18 protein-coding genes are annotated in these 15676 nt (G+C 48.8%); 8 read left to right on the top strand and 10 right to left on the bottom strand.

All coding sequences use genetic code 11. From position 1 onward, the window contains the following. Positions 1-92: 92 nt before the first annotated feature. Both AC286M_RS04535 and AC286M_RS04530 read right to left on the bottom strand, forming a co-directional pair. Positions 93-998, bottom strand: coding sequence for an intradiol ring-cleavage dioxygenase (locus tag AC286M_RS04535; RefSeq protein WP_488203255.1), 906 nt, complete (start codon positions 996-998; stop codon positions 93-95). 140 nt (positions 999-1138) lie between these two features. Next, entirely contained in the window at positions 1139-1381 is a 243-nt protein-coding gene (locus AC286M_RS04530) for a hypothetical protein (RefSeq protein ID WP_488203254.1), read from the bottom strand. 249 nt (positions 1382-1630) lie between these two features. Here AC286M_RS04530 and AC286M_RS04525 point away from each other — a divergent pair, with 249 nt between their 5' ends. After that, the gene (locus AC286M_RS04525) at positions 1631-1930 is read left to right on the top strand and encodes a hypothetical protein (RefSeq protein WP_488203253.1); all 300 of its coding nucleotides are present in this window, start codon (positions 1631-1633) and stop codon (positions 1928-1930) included. 266 nt (positions 1931-2196) lie between these two features. On the opposite strand, the gene AC286M_RS04520 is transcribed toward AC286M_RS04525, so the two are convergent. Further along, the gene (locus AC286M_RS04520) at positions 2197-2412 is read right to left on the bottom strand and encodes a DUF4278 domain-containing protein (RefSeq protein ID WP_488203252.1); all 216 of its coding nucleotides are present in this window, start codon (positions 2410-2412) and stop codon (positions 2197-2199) included. A gap of 307 nt (positions 2413-2719) precedes the next feature. On the opposite strand from AC286M_RS04520, the gene AC286M_RS04515 reads away from it, so the two are divergent. Both AC286M_RS04515 and AC286M_RS04510 read left to right on the top strand, forming a co-directional pair. Beyond that, a complete protein-coding gene (locus AC286M_RS04515) occupies positions 2720-2932 on the top strand; it encodes a helix-turn-helix transcriptional regulator (protein ID WP_488203251.1) in 213 nt (70 codons plus the stop codon). A gap of 169 nt (positions 2933-3101) precedes the next feature. Further along, a complete protein-coding gene (locus tag AC286M_RS04510) occupies positions 3102-4085 on the top strand; it encodes an isopenicillin N synthase family dioxygenase (RefSeq protein ID WP_488203250.1) in 984 nt (327 codons plus the stop codon). Here AC286M_RS04510 and AC286M_RS04505 read toward each other — a convergent pair. From AC286M_RS04505 to AC286M_RS04490, 4 genes are all read right to left on the bottom strand, one after another. Beyond that, positions 4047-6194, bottom strand: coding sequence for a peptidase domain-containing ABC transporter (locus tag AC286M_RS04505; protein WP_488203249.1), 2148 nt, complete (start codon positions 6192-6194; stop codon positions 4047-4049). The two genes, AC286M_RS04510 and AC286M_RS04505, sit on opposite strands and share 39 nt — an antisense overlap. Before the next feature lie 151 nt (positions 6195-6345). After that, complete coding sequence (locus AC286M_RS04500) at positions 6346-6498, bottom strand: hypothetical protein (RefSeq protein WP_488203248.1); 153 nt, start codon at positions 6496-6498, stop codon at positions 6346-6348. A gap of 379 nt (positions 6499-6877) precedes the next feature. Next, positions 6878-7768 carry a helix-turn-helix domain-containing protein gene (locus AC286M_RS04495; protein ID WP_488203247.1) on the bottom strand — a complete coding sequence of 297 codons (891 nt, stop codon included), beginning with the start codon at positions 7766-7768 and terminating at the stop codon, positions 6878-6880. Positions 7769-7800: 32 nt separating this feature from the next. Then, entirely contained in the window at positions 7801-8700 is a 900-nt protein-coding gene (locus AC286M_RS04490; RefSeq protein ID WP_488203246.1) for a helix-turn-helix domain-containing protein, read from the bottom strand. Positions 8701-9280: 580 nt separating this feature from the next. On the opposite strand from AC286M_RS04490, the gene AC286M_RS04485 reads away from it, so the two are divergent. The 5 genes from AC286M_RS04485 (at position 9281) to AC286M_RS04465 (ending at position 10769) form a co-directional block, all read left to right on the top strand. Then, positions 9281-9457, top strand: a complete 177-nt coding sequence (locus AC286M_RS04485; RefSeq protein ID WP_488203245.1) for a hypothetical protein — start codon at positions 9281-9283, stop codon at positions 9455-9457. An 86-nt stretch (positions 9458-9543) separates the two neighbouring features. Further along, positions 9544-9765, top strand: a complete 222-nt coding sequence (locus tag AC286M_RS04480; RefSeq protein WP_488203244.1) for a hypothetical protein — start codon at positions 9544-9546, stop codon at positions 9763-9765. A 355-nt stretch (positions 9766-10120) separates the two neighbouring features. After that, positions 10121-10270, top strand: a complete 150-nt coding sequence (locus tag AC286M_RS04475; RefSeq protein WP_488203243.1) for an eCIS core domain-containing protein — start codon at positions 10121-10123, stop codon at positions 10268-10270. A 31-nt stretch (positions 10271-10301) separates the two neighbouring features. Then, on the top strand, positions 10302-10499 hold the full coding sequence (locus AC286M_RS04470) for a hypothetical protein (protein ID WP_488203242.1): 198 nt from the start codon (positions 10302-10304) through the stop codon (positions 10497-10499). A gap of 144 nt (positions 10500-10643) precedes the next feature. After that, positions 10644-10769, top strand: coding sequence for a hypothetical protein (locus tag AC286M_RS04465; protein ID WP_488203241.1), 126 nt, complete (start codon positions 10644-10646; stop codon positions 10767-10769). Between the two features lie 98 nt (positions 10770-10867). On the opposite strand, the gene AC286M_RS04460 is transcribed toward AC286M_RS04465, so the two are convergent. Genes AC286M_RS04460 through AC286M_RS04450 form a run of 3 tightly spaced genes read right to left on the bottom strand, consistent with a single transcriptional unit; the run spans position 10868 to position 15625 of the window. Beyond that, a complete protein-coding gene (locus AC286M_RS04460) occupies positions 10868-12943 on the bottom strand; it encodes an ATP-binding response regulator (protein ID WP_488203240.1) in 2076 nt (691 codons plus the stop codon). Next, the gene (locus tag AC286M_RS04455; RefSeq protein WP_488203239.1) at positions 12904-13350 is read right to left on the bottom strand and encodes a response regulator; all 447 of its coding nucleotides are present in this window, start codon (positions 13348-13350) and stop codon (positions 12904-12906) included. The genes AC286M_RS04460 and AC286M_RS04455 overlap by 40 nt, the downstream gene beginning before the upstream one ends. Beyond that, positions 13304-15625, bottom strand: coding sequence for an ATP-binding protein (locus AC286M_RS04450; RefSeq protein ID WP_488203238.1), 2322 nt, complete (start codon positions 15623-15625; stop codon positions 13304-13306). The genes AC286M_RS04455 and AC286M_RS04450 overlap by 47 nt, the downstream gene beginning before the upstream one ends. Positions 15626-15676: the final 51 nt, after the last annotated feature.

Below are 15676 nucleotides of genomic sequence, written 5' to 3'. Positions count from 1 at the left end.
CTGAATATAGCGGCTTGTTTGTGGGACTTCAGTGATATCGGTCTCTATTTATCCTCTATTTAGCGTCAAATTGGAGAATTGGTGGTGAGCGTTTATGCCACATCTAGGCCGATATCAAAGGTGCTAATATAGCCCTCCTCAGTCGGAGTGAGCTGCAGTGTAAGCTGATCGCCGCCGTCTTGGAAAATGCGATCGCGGTTATTTTTAGTATCTTGCTGTCCCCGATTGTTGTAGGGAGCCTGCACATAAACCTGATCGCTGAGAGCATCGTCAAAGTAAAGCTGCGATGTAAACTCGAAGCCCTGCTGAGCCGCTGCATCACCGCGAATTTTGAAATGGATATGAGCGGTTCGTCCCCGATACCACCCTGGATAGATCGTCACAAATTCAACGGTGCCGTTTGTATCCGTCACCTGCGAACCACGCAAAAACGTCTGGCCGACCGTATCGAAACTGCGATCGCGCACATCAGAATACATACCCTCCGCGTCGCAGTGCCAAATATCGATGACGGCTCCTGGCAGGGGGCTGCAAGCACCCGCATTCACTTGAAATACCCGCAGAACTAGCTTGAGCGGAACACCCGCTTTACCTGCTCGGATATCGGAGCGGTTCAGAGCCTCGTCTACAAAATAGGGGCCTTCTGTTTGCTGAGGTTTAACCACACAGGTAGGCAAATCTGTTGCCTGCGCTACGGTCTGGGATTTGGTTTGGGCAATGGCAGGTTGTGGGGCAGTGGACTGCTGACGCTGGCAGCCGAGCAGCGATACAACGGCAGTTCCACTGATGAAGCCCAACATTTTTCGGCGCTTGATCTTAGAGAAAGTAGAACCGACTGAACCGTGTTTTTTGTTCATAGGGGCTAAATTTCTGATGAATAAGCTTTTCAGCTGTGTGAACTGTTCAAGCTTAGAAAATGCACCACCCGATTGGGAGGCGGCAAAAGTCACGATCGCACCCATGACTTTGGTCATCACCTCTTGTCTTGTGCTGCTCATTGATTGTATAGCGGTTCTAGATAAGAGCGAGAGAGGAGAGTGCCTCATCCTGAGGCACTCTCCTCTCTCGCTCTCTCACTCTTAACTGGAATCACTATATAAGGAACTTGCTATCGGTCACTATTTAGCTATATAGCTGATTAAACATGTTTGACTAAGTTGCAACAACGCCTGGTTTGCCACAGTTCTCGTAGTATCTCATCAACACCAGTCGGAAACGGATTCGGGCCACAGTCGAACACCTGCAACGATATGACGTTCAACTGATTGGGGCCAATCACTGCACTGGCCCACAAGCGATCAGTGCGCTGTGGCAAACATTTAGCGATCGCACATTTGATGCCCGCGTCGGTACTCGGTTCAAATTTGGCCACCTGACTCATTGTTCATTTCATCAAGCTTGATTTACGATGCGTAGCATTCTTTTCCCCCAAACATTTGAGCATTGGACGGTGCCCTCGTACTTCGGCTCACTGCGCTAAGCATGCCGATGCGAAATATAGAGCAGCTTTAAACTATACTTAACTTTCTTCAAAGAATTAATATCTAAATTCAATTGGTATTTATATATACTTTTATCTATACACTTGATTGGTTTATGCCGATCAAGCGATTTTACTGGAACGACCCATATGTCTAAACTTCGTATTCTTTCCTGCTCTGCCATTAGTGAATTCAACTTCTTTGCTGATGGAGTGATTTATCGGGGAGCCGTTATGTCAGATGGGCTGTATAAGTTGATTGCAGAGTATTCATCAGGTGAGCAAGCCAAAGCTTGTGCCCTCGCTTGTGCGCTTGGAGATCTGGGTCATCACTCCATCGTTTCAGTGGAGTGGGATGGAATGCAAAAAGTATGGGCTGAAGTCCGTTCGCTGATTGATCCAGTTCCCCTCATGCGCTTAGACGTGTTGTCTTCATGCTACGCAACATAAATTTTGCGATTGGGTGTGGGCACAATGAAACCAGAAGAAAGTTTGGACATCCGCTCGCCGCTGCGTGCCATGTGGCGGGCTTTTTTCTGGCAAAAAAACACCCATCATATGATGGGTGCCAGTGGGTTTCGGTGCAAGATGGGAGTTAATATCAAGTCCGCGTGTAAGAACCCAATTTTTTTGTGAAATGTTTGCGGAGCAAGCGTTTCACAAAAAATAAATCATGGGTTTTCAACCGAACTTGATATAAGTCAGGCAGCGGGGAATTACACCAGGCTGAGCGATGGGGCTGCTGTATAGCGCTTACCCATAAATCGCATGGTGCGCCAATTGGGATGATCCAAAGTAGCGGCTTTGAATTCGTACCGCTTAGCAGTGGTCGTAACTCCGCGATAGGTAACGGACATGTCTTGCTCAGCAATGATGGTTGGCAGAACGACAGAAGAGGATTGGTAAGCTTGGCCGCGATAGGTGAGTTGCATAGTGGGGGCTCCTTGAAGAAATTGAAGAAATCAGTTGTTTACTTTGCTTTGATATCTATCGTGCCCGGATAGTCTGAACGGCCTCTGAACCTGATCTGAAGGTTGCTTAAGGTATAGATGAGAAACCTGAGCGCTGTTCTCAGCCAAAATTCAGAAATAACATCAGAAATGACAAAAGCTGTGAGCAGATGCGATCGCACCTTTGGTATTTGGTAAAAAGATCGCTATGTTTTACGCCTACTGCTTGCCACAATGCCCCCAATCAGGGAATATTTCTATTTGTCTTTATAGAGTTGGTTGTTGTTCCATGAAATTTAGCCAATGGCTAGTTGAAACGTTGAAGGCTAGAGAAATCACTCAAGCTGAGCTAGCACGAAGAATTGGAATTACGAAAGCGGCTGTTAATCGCTGGACGCTAGGGCTGTCAGTGCCGACACTCAAAATCCATGAAATGAATCGACTGTGCGATGCGCTCGGTTGTGATCTGGAAGAAATTGCTCAGGTTGTCGATGAAGATTAACCTGCGCGACAGCAAATTTTGTAGGGAACCGTGGCGTGTGATACGGACGTAGTTATTTGCTGGTCGTTATTCGTTGGTTACTCGGTGGTCGTAAAGTCAGTCGTGATTCGGATTGCTGTCTGACTTCACACCACGCGAGCGGCAGATGATGACGTTGTGAGGTTGGTTTATGCCAATGGAGACGCAGGGTAATATTCCGCTGATTGACTTTTCGCCGTTTTTGGCGGATGACCCGGCTGGGCAGCAGCGAGTTGCCGCAGAGATTTATCGTGCTGGTCGTGACGTTGGATTTCTGTATTTAACCCATCACGGCATTCCGCAATCCGCGATTGAGCAAGCCTTTGACCAGTCAAAGCAGTTTTTTGCGCTGCCACTGGCCGAAAAGCAGCAGATTGCTTGGTCAAGTGAGGTTAGCAATCGGGGCTACGTCGGTATTGAGCGGGAACGTCTGGACGAAACCCAACCTGGAGACCTGAAAGAAGCCTTTAATATGGGTCGAGAGGTGACGCCAGAAGAGGCCGAGACCACTGGGGCTGAGTTGGTGCTGAATCGCTGGCCAGAGAAGCAAGACAGATTTCGAGCTGTCATGACTGAGTTTTTTGACAGTTGTGCAGCGGGAGTGGAACGGATCTTTCGCGCCTTTGCGATCGCGCTTTCGATGTCTGCCGAGTTCATGGTCGAGAAGCACGCTACCCATAATTACACGCTGCGGCTGCTGCACTATCCCCCCCTTGCTGCGCCGCCCAAACCCGGACAGATTCGGGCCGGAGCGCATTCTGATTACGGCACACTAACCCTACTATTTCAGGACGATGTGGGTGGACTGGAGGTTTTGAACAGCCAGGGTGAGTGGATTTCTGCGCCGTCGGTGCCCGGTGCGATTCTGATTAATACGGGGGATTTAATGGAGCGCTGGAGCAATGATGTATTTCGCTCCACTAAGCATCGGGTTGGCCTACCATCCGCAGAAAAGGCGATGTGCGATCGCTACTCCATTGCCTTCTTCTGTCAGCCGGATGCAGAGGCGGAAATCGTTTGCTTGCCCACCTGTCAGAGTGAGGATAATCCGCCCAAGTATCCACCCGTCAAGTCAGGCGATTATTTGCTCAGCCGTTTACAGGCCACTTACAAAGTTCAGGTGTTCACCAGGTAACTGACTTAATTCTGCTGGAGTCCCCGTGAGCTTTAGTTCGCCATGTTCAAGCAGCACAATCCAGTCGGCTCGCTGAATGACGCGGGGCCGATGGCTGATCATCAGGGTGGTTTTGCCTTGGCGATGCTGCAAAAGCTGATTGAGTACTTGCGTTTCGCTAATCGGATCAAGTGCGCCCGTCGATTCATCCAGGATCAGAATGGGTGGATTGGTGACAATGGCCCGTGCGATCGCAAGTCGCTGTTTTTGTCCGCCTGATAAATTAGCGCCAAATTCGCCCAGGACGGTTTGATATTTATCCGGTAGCTGGCTGATAAACTCGTCCGCTCCGGCAATTTGGCAGGCGGTGACAATCTGCTCGAAGCTGGCGTAGGGATAGCTGAGCCGGAAGTTTTCCAGAATGGAACGGCTCCAGAAGTGCGGCTCCTGCGGCACCAGTACGACCTGCTGGCGCAGACAATCCAGCGCTAGATCGGCCTGGTTATACAAACCAAAGCGAATATTGCCGGACTGGAGTGGATACAAGCTGGCAATCAGTTTCGCCAGCGTACTCTTGCCGCAGCCAGACTTACCAATCAGCGCCGTCACCTGACCGCCCGGAATCGTCAAGGAAAAATCCTTCAGTAAATTCACCCGTCCCGCATGGTGAAAGTTCAAGTCAGTGCAGACAATATCAGCATCGGCGGCCAGAGCGGCCCAGGGTTTAGGGCTATCCTCGGCCACTTCTGGCGTCACGTCAATGATATCGCCCAGTCGCTGCATGGCGGTTTTGGCGCGGGCAAACTCATCGACAAAGTTAATTACCGTATTCGTGAACAGGGTGAAATTGCGATACAGGGCATTAAACGCCAAAAGCTGGCCAATCGTGAGCGTCTGCTGAATCACCAGCCAACCGCCAAACCAGAGAATTGCGATCGCACCTACACCCGACACCAAGTTGGACGTTACCCCATTCAAAATGCCAATTTGCACGGTACGAAACGTAACATTAGCTAAGCGACCAAAGCGTGCCTGTAGCTCATCCCAAGCCTGTGGTGCGGCGTGGGTGGTTTTCAGGGTCAGCGCACCTTTAAAGGTTTCTACCAAAATGCCCTGATTTTCCGATTCGGTGACGAGGACATCACGGGTCTTGCGCTGGAGCATGGGCAGCAGCAGCAGCGTCGGCAGCGAGACAAAAAAGACAATAGCCAGAGCCGCCAGCGTCAACCGCCAGCTATACACCAGCATGATGACGAGGGACACCAGCGCAATGAACGTTTCGCTCGGCAGGCTAACCACTACCTGTGACACCAGCAGATTCACCTCGCGAATATCCCGCAGCCGACTGACAATTTCACCGCTGCGATGGGATTCGTAGTAGCCCAATGGCAAGCGCAGCATCTGGCGACCGAAGTCTAGCACCAGTCCCAGTTCTAGCCGCTGAGCAAAGTGAGCAATCAGATTGGACTGGATGGCGCGCAGTGCACTACTGAAGGTAATAAGTGCGATCGCACCTACAGCTACCCTCGTAAGCAACTGTACGTCTCCCTGCACCAGCACCTCATCGGTGAGAATCTGCACCACCAGCGGCAGCGCCAGGGAAAGCAGTCCCACGACGAGGTTCAGCAACAGCGCTTCACCCAAAACACTGCGATACGACCAGGCTCGCCGCAAAAAACGCGTAAAGCCTTTAATCCGATCGCTGGGCTGAGCATAAAAACGCGCCTCATCCGGTACCAGCAGCAGCATGACGCCATTTGCCCAGGCTTCAGTCAATTCCTGGCGCGACAGGTAGCGGATGCCCACGCCCGGATCGGCCACCACATAGCGCTTGCCTTTTCGCCCGTGCAGCACCACCCAGTGATAGCCCTTCCAGTGAATGACCGCAGGCAGCGGTGCCTCCTCTAGGTGATCAATCAGTTCGGGTGACGCTTTGACCGGACGCGCATCAAAACCCAGGCTTTCTGCGCCGCGTCGCAGTCCCAGCAGGGTTGTACCGAGCTGTCCTGTGCCAACGGCTTCTCGAATGCGGCTGATCGAAAGTGTGCGTCCATAGTGTTTGGCGATCGTCGCAAGACAGGCGGCACCACAGTCTTCTTCACTATGTTGCTGGACACATGCGTATCTCATTAATCTGGCAGCATTGGCTTATGCCATTAAAGACTACAGCAAAGGTACTTATTCCCCTCACTTGTATAAAAAAGCAACAAAAATAAAGCTCCGAGATCTTGTGTCAGATCATCGGAGCTTTATTTTTTAGCCTAAAATACTTTTACTTAGGTCATCGAGCATCAAGCGCTCCTTTGACAAGAATCAACCGCCATATAGGTGATGTTCCAATTCCACTTCCTTGAAATTGCTCCTGTTGATTGTCCTCTAGTTCTTTCCACAGTTTTTTTGACTTCAATTCAACTTTATCTTTTCTAGTATTCATGTTTTTCTCCTGGTTTAAACTATGCGTCAATTTCTGAATTAATCTTGATCAAAGTAAAGGAGCCTAACCCTTTACAAAAGAATATGCTCTCTTGTCACTACTGAAGCTTCGCCTGCTAGCTTAGGCTTATAGTCAGGAATTTTGACCGACGTGAACGATATCAATCCACCAGATAAATTTTCTGCTTTCTGTATACCAATCTCTGAAAATAGTTTAGATGGTAGTTCTTTGAGAGACGGCCTGGAAATAGCTCGTTTCATGGCTTGCTCCATATACATCTATATGTACTAAATTTATAATCTTGAAAAAGGGAAGAAATATCTTGCAAGTTCTTGTAGATTTTGCGAGTTGTTGCTGCTGTTGATACATTTCTTGAAGATTATTGCGATTGCAAAAACTGTCTTGGCGTAAGACCCGTTGTTTTCTTGAAATGGTAGTTTAAGTGGCTCTGATGGGAGAACCCGCTGGCGAGAGCGATTTCGCTAATACTCAGTTTTCCTTCTTGCAGTAGCTGCTTGGCGTAATTCACTCTTTGCTGAATAACGTACTGATAAGGGCTAATTCCCATAGATTGCTTAAATAAGTGACAAAAATAATACCGACTAACTCCTAACTGATCTGCGATCGCTTCTAGTGATATGCTCTCATTTAAATGAGCCTGAATATAGTCAATCGCTGTTTGTAGCTTTGATTGCGATAAACCATCAGGATAGATTGGAATGATTTTCTGTTTGGTAGAGTAATGGCGTAGCAGATGAATACTTAGAAGGGTTGCAACAGCCTCGGCATATAAGCCACTGCCAGTTGGATTGATGGTTAGTTCTTGGATAAGAGCCAATACCATTTGGTAAATGAGTAGATCAGATTTACCAAAATATGATGTGAGTTCAACTTTATCTGGATCTAATTTCTCATAGGCAACGTGATGGACATATTCAGGTTCGAGGACTAAATGAATCGTTTCCATCTCTTGTTGCCAGCGATATTGGCGATACATCCCACTAGGAGCAAAGGAAATATCACCAGGGCAAAACTCAGCTGTCTGAATTTTACCTGCCATGATTTCTTCAATCTTGCACCCTCTAGGAAGCGTTATGAGGTGCTGAAGAACGGTGCACTCCGGTGTTTCAAACGGGGGATGACGATAAACTTCGAGTTTGATTCCGCGCCAATGGCTTTGATGGCTTGAGAGTAAGCACGATCTATTCAGCACACGAGAGAGTTCCTGTTCGTGGGTGAAATCAAGTTTTAACAGATCTTTGTCGGCCACTGTTTGATTCCACTATTGGAAAAGCGCATACGTTACAAATTCAACCAGGTTTTGGGCGTCATGCCAGTTAAGCGCTTGAAATGACGATTGAGATGACTTTGGTGGGTAAACCCACAGGCTAAAGCTATCTCTGCCAGCGTCATGGAATTCTGCTGGAGCAGGCGCTTCGCCCGTTCTACCCGCTGTCGGGTAAGGTACTTATGCGGACTCAAGCCAGTTGAGCGCTTGAACGCACGACAGAAATAATATTGGCTCAATTGTGCGATCGCAGCTAACTCCTGCAAACCCAGATCCTGCTCCAAATTATCGTTGATATAGTCCGTCACCAGCTTCAGCTTATGTTGCGATAAACCTCCCTTGCAGTCTGACGTGCGATCGCGAACGGTTGAATAGTTGCGTAAAAGATGGACGGCTAGGGCGTTGGCCAGCGTTTCGGCATAAATGCGGTCAGAGCTAGCTTGCCGTTGCAGATCTGCCTGTAGAGCGCGCCCAATCTGATAAATTACTTTATCTCGAATGTTTAAGCTGGGCAGTAGCTCGATGCGATCGCACCTTAGTAACTCTGTAGCTTGTGAATGCAGCAACTCTGGCTTCAAGTTGAGGCTGAGTACCTGAGCATGGGTATTCAACTCAAGGAAATGAGAACGATGAATCGGGCAAATTGATGCCGATCCTGACGAAAACGTAGACTCTTCACACTTGTTGTCAGTAATGCGTCTGAATTGACCACCTTCGGTTGGCCCCAACGCAATACTCACGACATAGTGATCTAAACAATATTCGGGTGTTGCGCCTGGCGGAATATTGAAAGTTTCTAAAGTGATGCTTCGCCAATCGGCATCATAGCTAGCAGTATCAGGTTCAAGGTCAATCAGTTCCGCTAGTCGTTTTGATTCATCAGAACCATTAATTTGCGATCGCGATAGAGTCATCACTCAATCTCCTGGTCAATATCGCTTTCAGGTCGCACACATCAATCCTCTTACAGGATTTACCCAAAGCAATCAGACCGTTTTACGCAACGTTTTATTAACTTATCAAAATCTCTGCCTAAACAGCAAATCTGTGCAAGACAGGCCAACGTATCTTCAATAGCCTATTGGTATGCCTATTAATGAATCTAGCCTATTTCACTATCTTTGAGTGGAGCTAAACAGATGAAATGCCAGCCTTCCAAATCAGCTAATTCAAAATCTAAAAAGAATAAACTTTGCCCTGAAGATCAACTATGGCAACCCCTAGATACTGATCAGTCAGAATCTATTTCCGGTGGATTGGTTCTGCTGTTTGCGAATCCTTTTGCCTGAGAATCTACAGTCAATATGTAGGTTGGGTTGAATTTGGCTACATATTAGACCTTATCGGAAATTGTTTTGTAGCGCGGCGGAGCCGCGCTACAAAACAATTTCCAACCCCAAAAACTTTACTTCCAATAAAGTCTATTAGTCATCTGCTGTTTCACCCAGCCTGCATAGATCAACTACATTTGTACATCTATAAAGAGGTTTATCAATGGCCTGTACTCAAAACAAACCAAACATGAGACAGCTTTCTTCTAAATATCTACAAATTAAGAAAATATTATTCCTTCAAGATATTCCTGAAACGACTCAGAGCAGAATTCAAGGCGGAATGTTTGATGCCTTCACGAAGGTTGTTGTCCAAGCAGATGCGAGAGGAGAGTTTTAGTATATAAATTTGCGATCATAAAATTGCAATTTAGTCGAATAAATTCTATTCCAGCCTGTTTCCCTTTTGAGGGAAAGGAGATGCTCATGAAGAATAAAAAATTTAGAAACAGTTTACCTGGTAAACACCAAAATCAACTTGAGCTTTTGCCTGTCCTTGATGCAATAGAGCTTTCAGAAAACGAAACGGAAGCAATCTCAGGCGGCAGCGTAATTTTCCTCTTTGCGGCAGCAACCAGTAACACCCAACGGCTCCAAGAAGAGTTTTCAGCGGAACTTGCAACTTTGCGCGGACGTGTGGATGCGTAAGACTAGCAGCTCTAGCTGTATCCTTTATCGTCAGACACTTTGCTGTAACTGGAAAATCCTATGAAACGTAATATTGCAAAGCCTTCTAACCCCCAACACTTGTTAACTAAACCATCACTTTGGCAAGAGCTGTCGAACGATACGCAATCAACTCTTAGCGGAGGCAAAGATTTCGGCTACTCGTTTCCTTGTGATGGTCCAGGTCAAGGTGGTACTTGATAAGCTCCAGGTTTGAAATTCAGTTTTTTGGTCTGGCTGTCTTAACCTGAATTAGAGTTTGCGATCGCACTTCCAGAATCGTTTAGAGATGGGGCTGCGATCGCAGATTGGGTGATCTCGAATTAAATTGAGAACAATGAATAAGCAAAATAAGCAAAATAAATGCTCTAATCTTGAAAACCTGACTAAGCATTTTACTGAATTGTCTGATTGTGAGACACAAGTTTTCTCTGGAGGATCCAGTCTTCTGGCCCATGAACTAACTCATGTTGCTCAACAAACTTAATAGCTAATCGCGATATTTGGGAGTGAAATCAATGACATTAGCTTCACAACATAGTCAGATAAAAGATCATCAAATATCCTGCGCCAGCAACAGCCTCACCAGTAATAATTTATGGTGTGAAATTCCTGAAGAGACTCAGGCCGATCTTCAGGGAGGTAACAATGAGCGTATTCGAGTTAAGCTGAAATCCTATGATCATTTAACCTGGGCGATGAGCCTCATGTTCTGATCATTCATCAATTTTTGATTCTCCAGATGTGACCGTTAAGCCGCCCATACTATTCCGAGCCGTCACCCCCGACGCGTTTTTGCCGCCCATTTCTCGCTGGTCGAAACTGGGCGGCATCGCCTTGCTCGGCCTCTTTGGGGGGAGTTGACGTTTGCGATCTTATTCAAATACAGCGTCACGGCCAAGGCTCCGGCTCTCATTCGGCCAGTTGGCGACCTGCGTATGATTCAGGCTCCCACATCTGGCACTGTTACCGAAATTACGGCTTAGGCCAATCAGACCGTGCAAACCGAAGATGCGATCGCAGTTTTGATGACACTACCCAACAGATTCAAAGAAGACCTGCGTAGAGACGAATGCCATTTGCCCTACTCTGATCTCAAAATTTGTAGTAATTCTTGTGCCGCAAAGGGTTTTGGTAAAAAGCCTTGAAAGCCAAGCTTTTCGGCCTGGGCAGCAGCATCGGTAGAGTTTAAGCCGCTAGTGGCAATGATTCGTAGATTAGGACTAATGCGGCGCATGACTGGAATAGCTGACAGGCCATCCATATTGGGCATCATTAAATCCATCAGGACGCTGTAAACGTCGTCTTTATGCTCCGCTAAAAGTGCGATCGCATCTGCGCCATCTTGAGCTGTTATTACTCGATAATTGTAGGCTTCGAGCGTCGTCTGGGTAATCTCGCAGATAGCAGGTTCATCGTCTACAACCAGGACTAACTCGCCATGTCCAGCCAGTAGATCCAGGGAATCGATCGGTTTGGGCACAGCCTCCTCCGTTGCTGGTAAATAAACCTTAAATTGGCTACCACTACCTACTTCGCTCACGACATCAACAAAGCCACCGTGGCTGTTAACAATTCCCAAAACCGCTGATAGACCTAGTCCCGTACCCTTACCAACCTCTTTAGTCGTGAAAAAGGGATCGAAAATTCGATGCAGAATATTGGATGGAATGCCGGAGCCCGTATCACTGATGGTGATTAGGACGTAGCGTCCAACCTGTGCCTCTAAATGCAGTTGAGCCAACTGCTCATCCACCAGCTTGTTCTCTGCCGTAATTTGCAACGTGCCACCGTTCGACATCGCATCGCGGGCATTGACGCAGAGATTCATAAACACCTGATGCAGTTGAGTCGCATCGCCGGACACCGTCCACAGATTAGGATCAATGTCAGCTTGAATTTCAATCGACTTGGGCAGCGTTTGCCGCACTAACTTGTTAATTTCCTTCAGCAGCGGGCTAACTTGCAGGCTGAAACGCTTACCCTCTACTCCTCGGGCAAACGCAAGAATTTGCTTCACTAAATCAACGCCTCGGTGAGCGCTATTTTCTAGAATTTCTAGCCGTTGACGAGTTGGTTCATTGAGATGGGGCATCATACGAGGTAGCAGTTGGACTGCTAGTAGAATGGGGGTTAGGATATTGTTTAAATCATGAGCGATGCCGCTAGCAAGCGTCCCTAAACTTTCCAGCCGTTGCGCCCGCAGGAACTGTTCTTCTAGGTGCTTCTTCTCGGTAATGTCCATGTAGATGCCCAGCAGCCGTAGAGGATGGCCCGCTACATTAGTAAATAAGCTGCTTTGAATCGCAATCCACCGCACCTTGCCTGCATCGTCAGAAATACGAAACTCTGTATTCAACCCCTGTCCGGACTGGACAGCTTGGTGCAATTCCTGTTCAACTCGCTCTAAGTCATTGGGATCCAGTGTCCAGATCCATTTGCTCTGATAGTTGCCAAAGCTGCCTGATACAGAGGATTTCAAGGATGCGAGTGAATCAGCAGTAGTCTGTGCTGCGCTCTTCTCTAATTCCACGCCCCATCTAATTTGATCCGAGGGGATATCCCACTCAAACGCGCCCATTTTGGCTGCTTTTTGAGCCAACGTCAGCCGTTCCTGAACCCGCTGGCGCTGCACGACTTCTTGGCGCAGTTGCTCGTTGGCCGTTTCTAACTCGGCTGTGCGCTCCTGCACCCGCTCTTCCAGCGCCTCATTTGCCTGCCGCAGCGCTACAGCGGTTTGCTTGCGCTCAATCGCGTAGCGCAGCGATCGCACCAGTAGCTCCTGGTTCATCTGCCGCTTCATCAGATAGTCCTGCGCTCCGTGCCGCACCGCTTCCACGGCTAGGTCATCATCGTTGGTGTTCGTTAACACCACAATCGGCAGAGTTGGCGCATCCCGAATCAGCCGATCCAGGGACTCCAAGCCGCTACTATCCGGCAGCGTCAGATCCAGCAGTGCCACATCAAACGAATTAGCACCGAGCCGCTCAATCGCTTCTCCCAAGCGCTTGGCGTGGGACAGGACAAAGCGGCTGCGTGGCGTTCCTTTGAGGACTTCTTGGATCAGACGAGCTTCTGCCACATTGTCCTCAATCAGCAGGACGTTGACGAGCGGTTTGCCTAAGGGCCGTTGGACGGTAGTTTGGCTGTCTCTAACCAAAATGCCTCAATCCCTCGAACGATTTTGAACAGTTGCGCTAGATTCCGCGATTTGGAGATATAGCAGTTCACGTATAGATCATAGCTCTTGCTAATGTCCTCCTCATTGCGGGATGTCGTCAGCACGATGATCGGGATGTGCTTGAGCGCTTCGTCAGCCTTGATTTCAGCTAGCACCTCCCGACCATCTTTCTTCGGCAGGTTCAAGTCCAGCAGGATGAGGTCGGGACGATGTGCGATCGCATCTTCCCCATCCTGCTGCAGGTAGGCCATTGCCTCCATGCCATCGCGAGCAATCTCGACCTCGCAAGGTACATTACTGCTCTTGAGGGCTTCTTGAATCAGTCGAATATCACCCCGATTATCCTCGATCAAAAAGATACGTTTGGGCTTTTCGTCCATTACCATGATTGCGATCGCGTCCTTCAACCGGAATGGTGAAATAAAACGTTGCGCCTTCTCCCACTTGGGATTCAACCCAGATGCGGCCCCGATGACATTCGACAATCTTCTTACAGATCGCCAGTCCCATACCGGAACCGGGATACTCATCCCGAGTATGAAGCCGCTGGAAGATGATGAAAATGCGCTCGGCAAACTGTGGGTCAAGGCCAATGCCGTTGTCCTTGACTGAGAACAGCCAAGCATCTTCCTGACGCTGCACGCCAATGTGGATGCGCGGCGGTTCAGACGGCTTGCGGAACTTAATCGCATTGCCGATCAGGTTCTGGAAGAGCTGCATGAGCTGGGTTCCATCCGCCACGATGGTCGGCAGCAGGTCTACAGTAATCGTGGCGTTGGCATCCGCAATCCGCCCGCGCAGATTATTCATCGCCTGATCCAGCGAATCCTGTACGTCGGTCAGCTCCCGATCAATCCCCTTTAGATCAACCTTGGAATAGGCCAATACATCGTCGATCAGAGTCTGCATCAGGCTGACGCCCTCAACGGCAAAGCCAATAAACTCTTTACCGTCTTGACCCAGCTCAGCATCGTAGCGCATTTCCAGAAGCTGCACAAAGTTAGCCACCTGATTTAGCGGTTCCTGCAAATCATGGGACGCAACGTAGGCAAACCGCTTCAGCTCGGCATTCGAACGCTCCAGATCCTGAGCCAGTAAGGCCAACTCTTCCGCCTGTCGCAGCACTATGTTGACGATTGCTTTACGCAGTTCTAGTGCCGCCCGAATCTCCACCGATTTCCAGGGCAGCGACTGCAGCTTTACTGTTTCTTTCCAGAGATGGAAAGACTTACGGGGACAGAGCCACTGATTGTCAGCTTCACCTTCTAATGTGTAAGCATTATTCGGATCGCCGCCCCAGTTGACGGTTTGAATGACTTCCGGTCGGAACCACAGCACGTAGCTGCGCTTCGAGATCGGGATTGCGAGCAAACCACTGGCTACGTCTTTGAATCGCTGGGCATCGGAGTAAACCAATGGCAGCGCACTAGTTTCAAAAATCTCGCCATCGACGGTCTTATTCAGCCACTGCACCAGATAGTTCAACTCTTCCTCAGAGGGCGTCCGGCCAATCGTGGTCCAGTGACCGTTGAAGCAAATCGCGGCTCCTTTGGCATCGACCAAATCCAGTAAACTCGGCTCCTGCTGCACCAGACCATGCACAAAGTAGTCTTCCTGCGCCATCCGGTCAACTAAACGGGACTGCACCTGGGCCAGCTTCATCCGGTAGTTATGGTCGGCTTCCTCTTCGCGGGTGGAGATTTCAGAGAAAATCACCCGACCCAGAAATTCACAGGCTTTCCGCAGTTCGTAAGGCACCTGCTTGGGTGTACGGTGGTGGCAGGCAATTAGACCCCAGAGCTTCTGATCCTTCATCAGCGAAATGGTCAGCGACGATCCCACCTGCATGTGGCTGAGGTATTCAATATGGCAGCGGTAGGGCTGACGCAGAACGGACATGATTAAATCCGTTGGCTGGCCCGTCACGGGATTATTGGCCGGATACAGATCGACAGGTTCTGCTTTGGCATCGGGGATCACCCGAATCCAGTTGGAGAGGAACATCTTGCGGGCAGGCTGTGGTACATCTGATTCTGGGAAATGTAGACCCAGATAGGATTCCATACCCTCAACTAACTCTTCAGCTAGCACCTCACCATGACCGTCATCGTCGAATTTGTAGAGCATCACCCGGTCAAAACCAGTGACGCGACGTACCTCATGGACAATGATGCGACAGAAATCCACTAGATTCGGCGTTGCCTCAAGCTGGCTGATCGAGGCTCTAGCTAGGTGATAAAAGCTCAGGAAGGGAATAGTTTCCTGCGTCAGAGCGGGTTCCAACTCCACAATCAAGAACCCATCTGCGCTGCGGTGAAAAATGGCATCGTAAACGCCGTAGTCATCTCCCTGGCGCTTCACCCAAACTTTAGTCGGGTTAATAATGTCCAAGTTTTCGTAATACAGTCCAGTCCGGAATTGATCAACCTGATAGGGATCAAGCAAATCATCGAGGGTTTTGCCGAGTACCTCTTCTGGCGGCAATCCCAGTGCTGTGCGGGTATTTCGGCTCACCTGTAGCACGGTTAGATCTGACTCCTGCAATACCAACAGCACACCGTGAGGCTGCACTTGAGTCAACGTATTAATATCCGGCTGCTTGAGGTTGGTTAGGTTAAGTCCCGCAAGACTAATTTCTTGATTTAAATTCACTGCGGTCATAGGGAGATCTCCCAATCATTAAGATTGTGAATGTTTGCTTCTAGTGTTCGG

It is taken from the genome of Thainema salinarum CENA647, assembly GCF_057732415.1.
The sequence above is the reverse complement of the archived record's forward strand: the minus strand, read 5'-3'. Positions and strand labels throughout refer to the sequence as shown.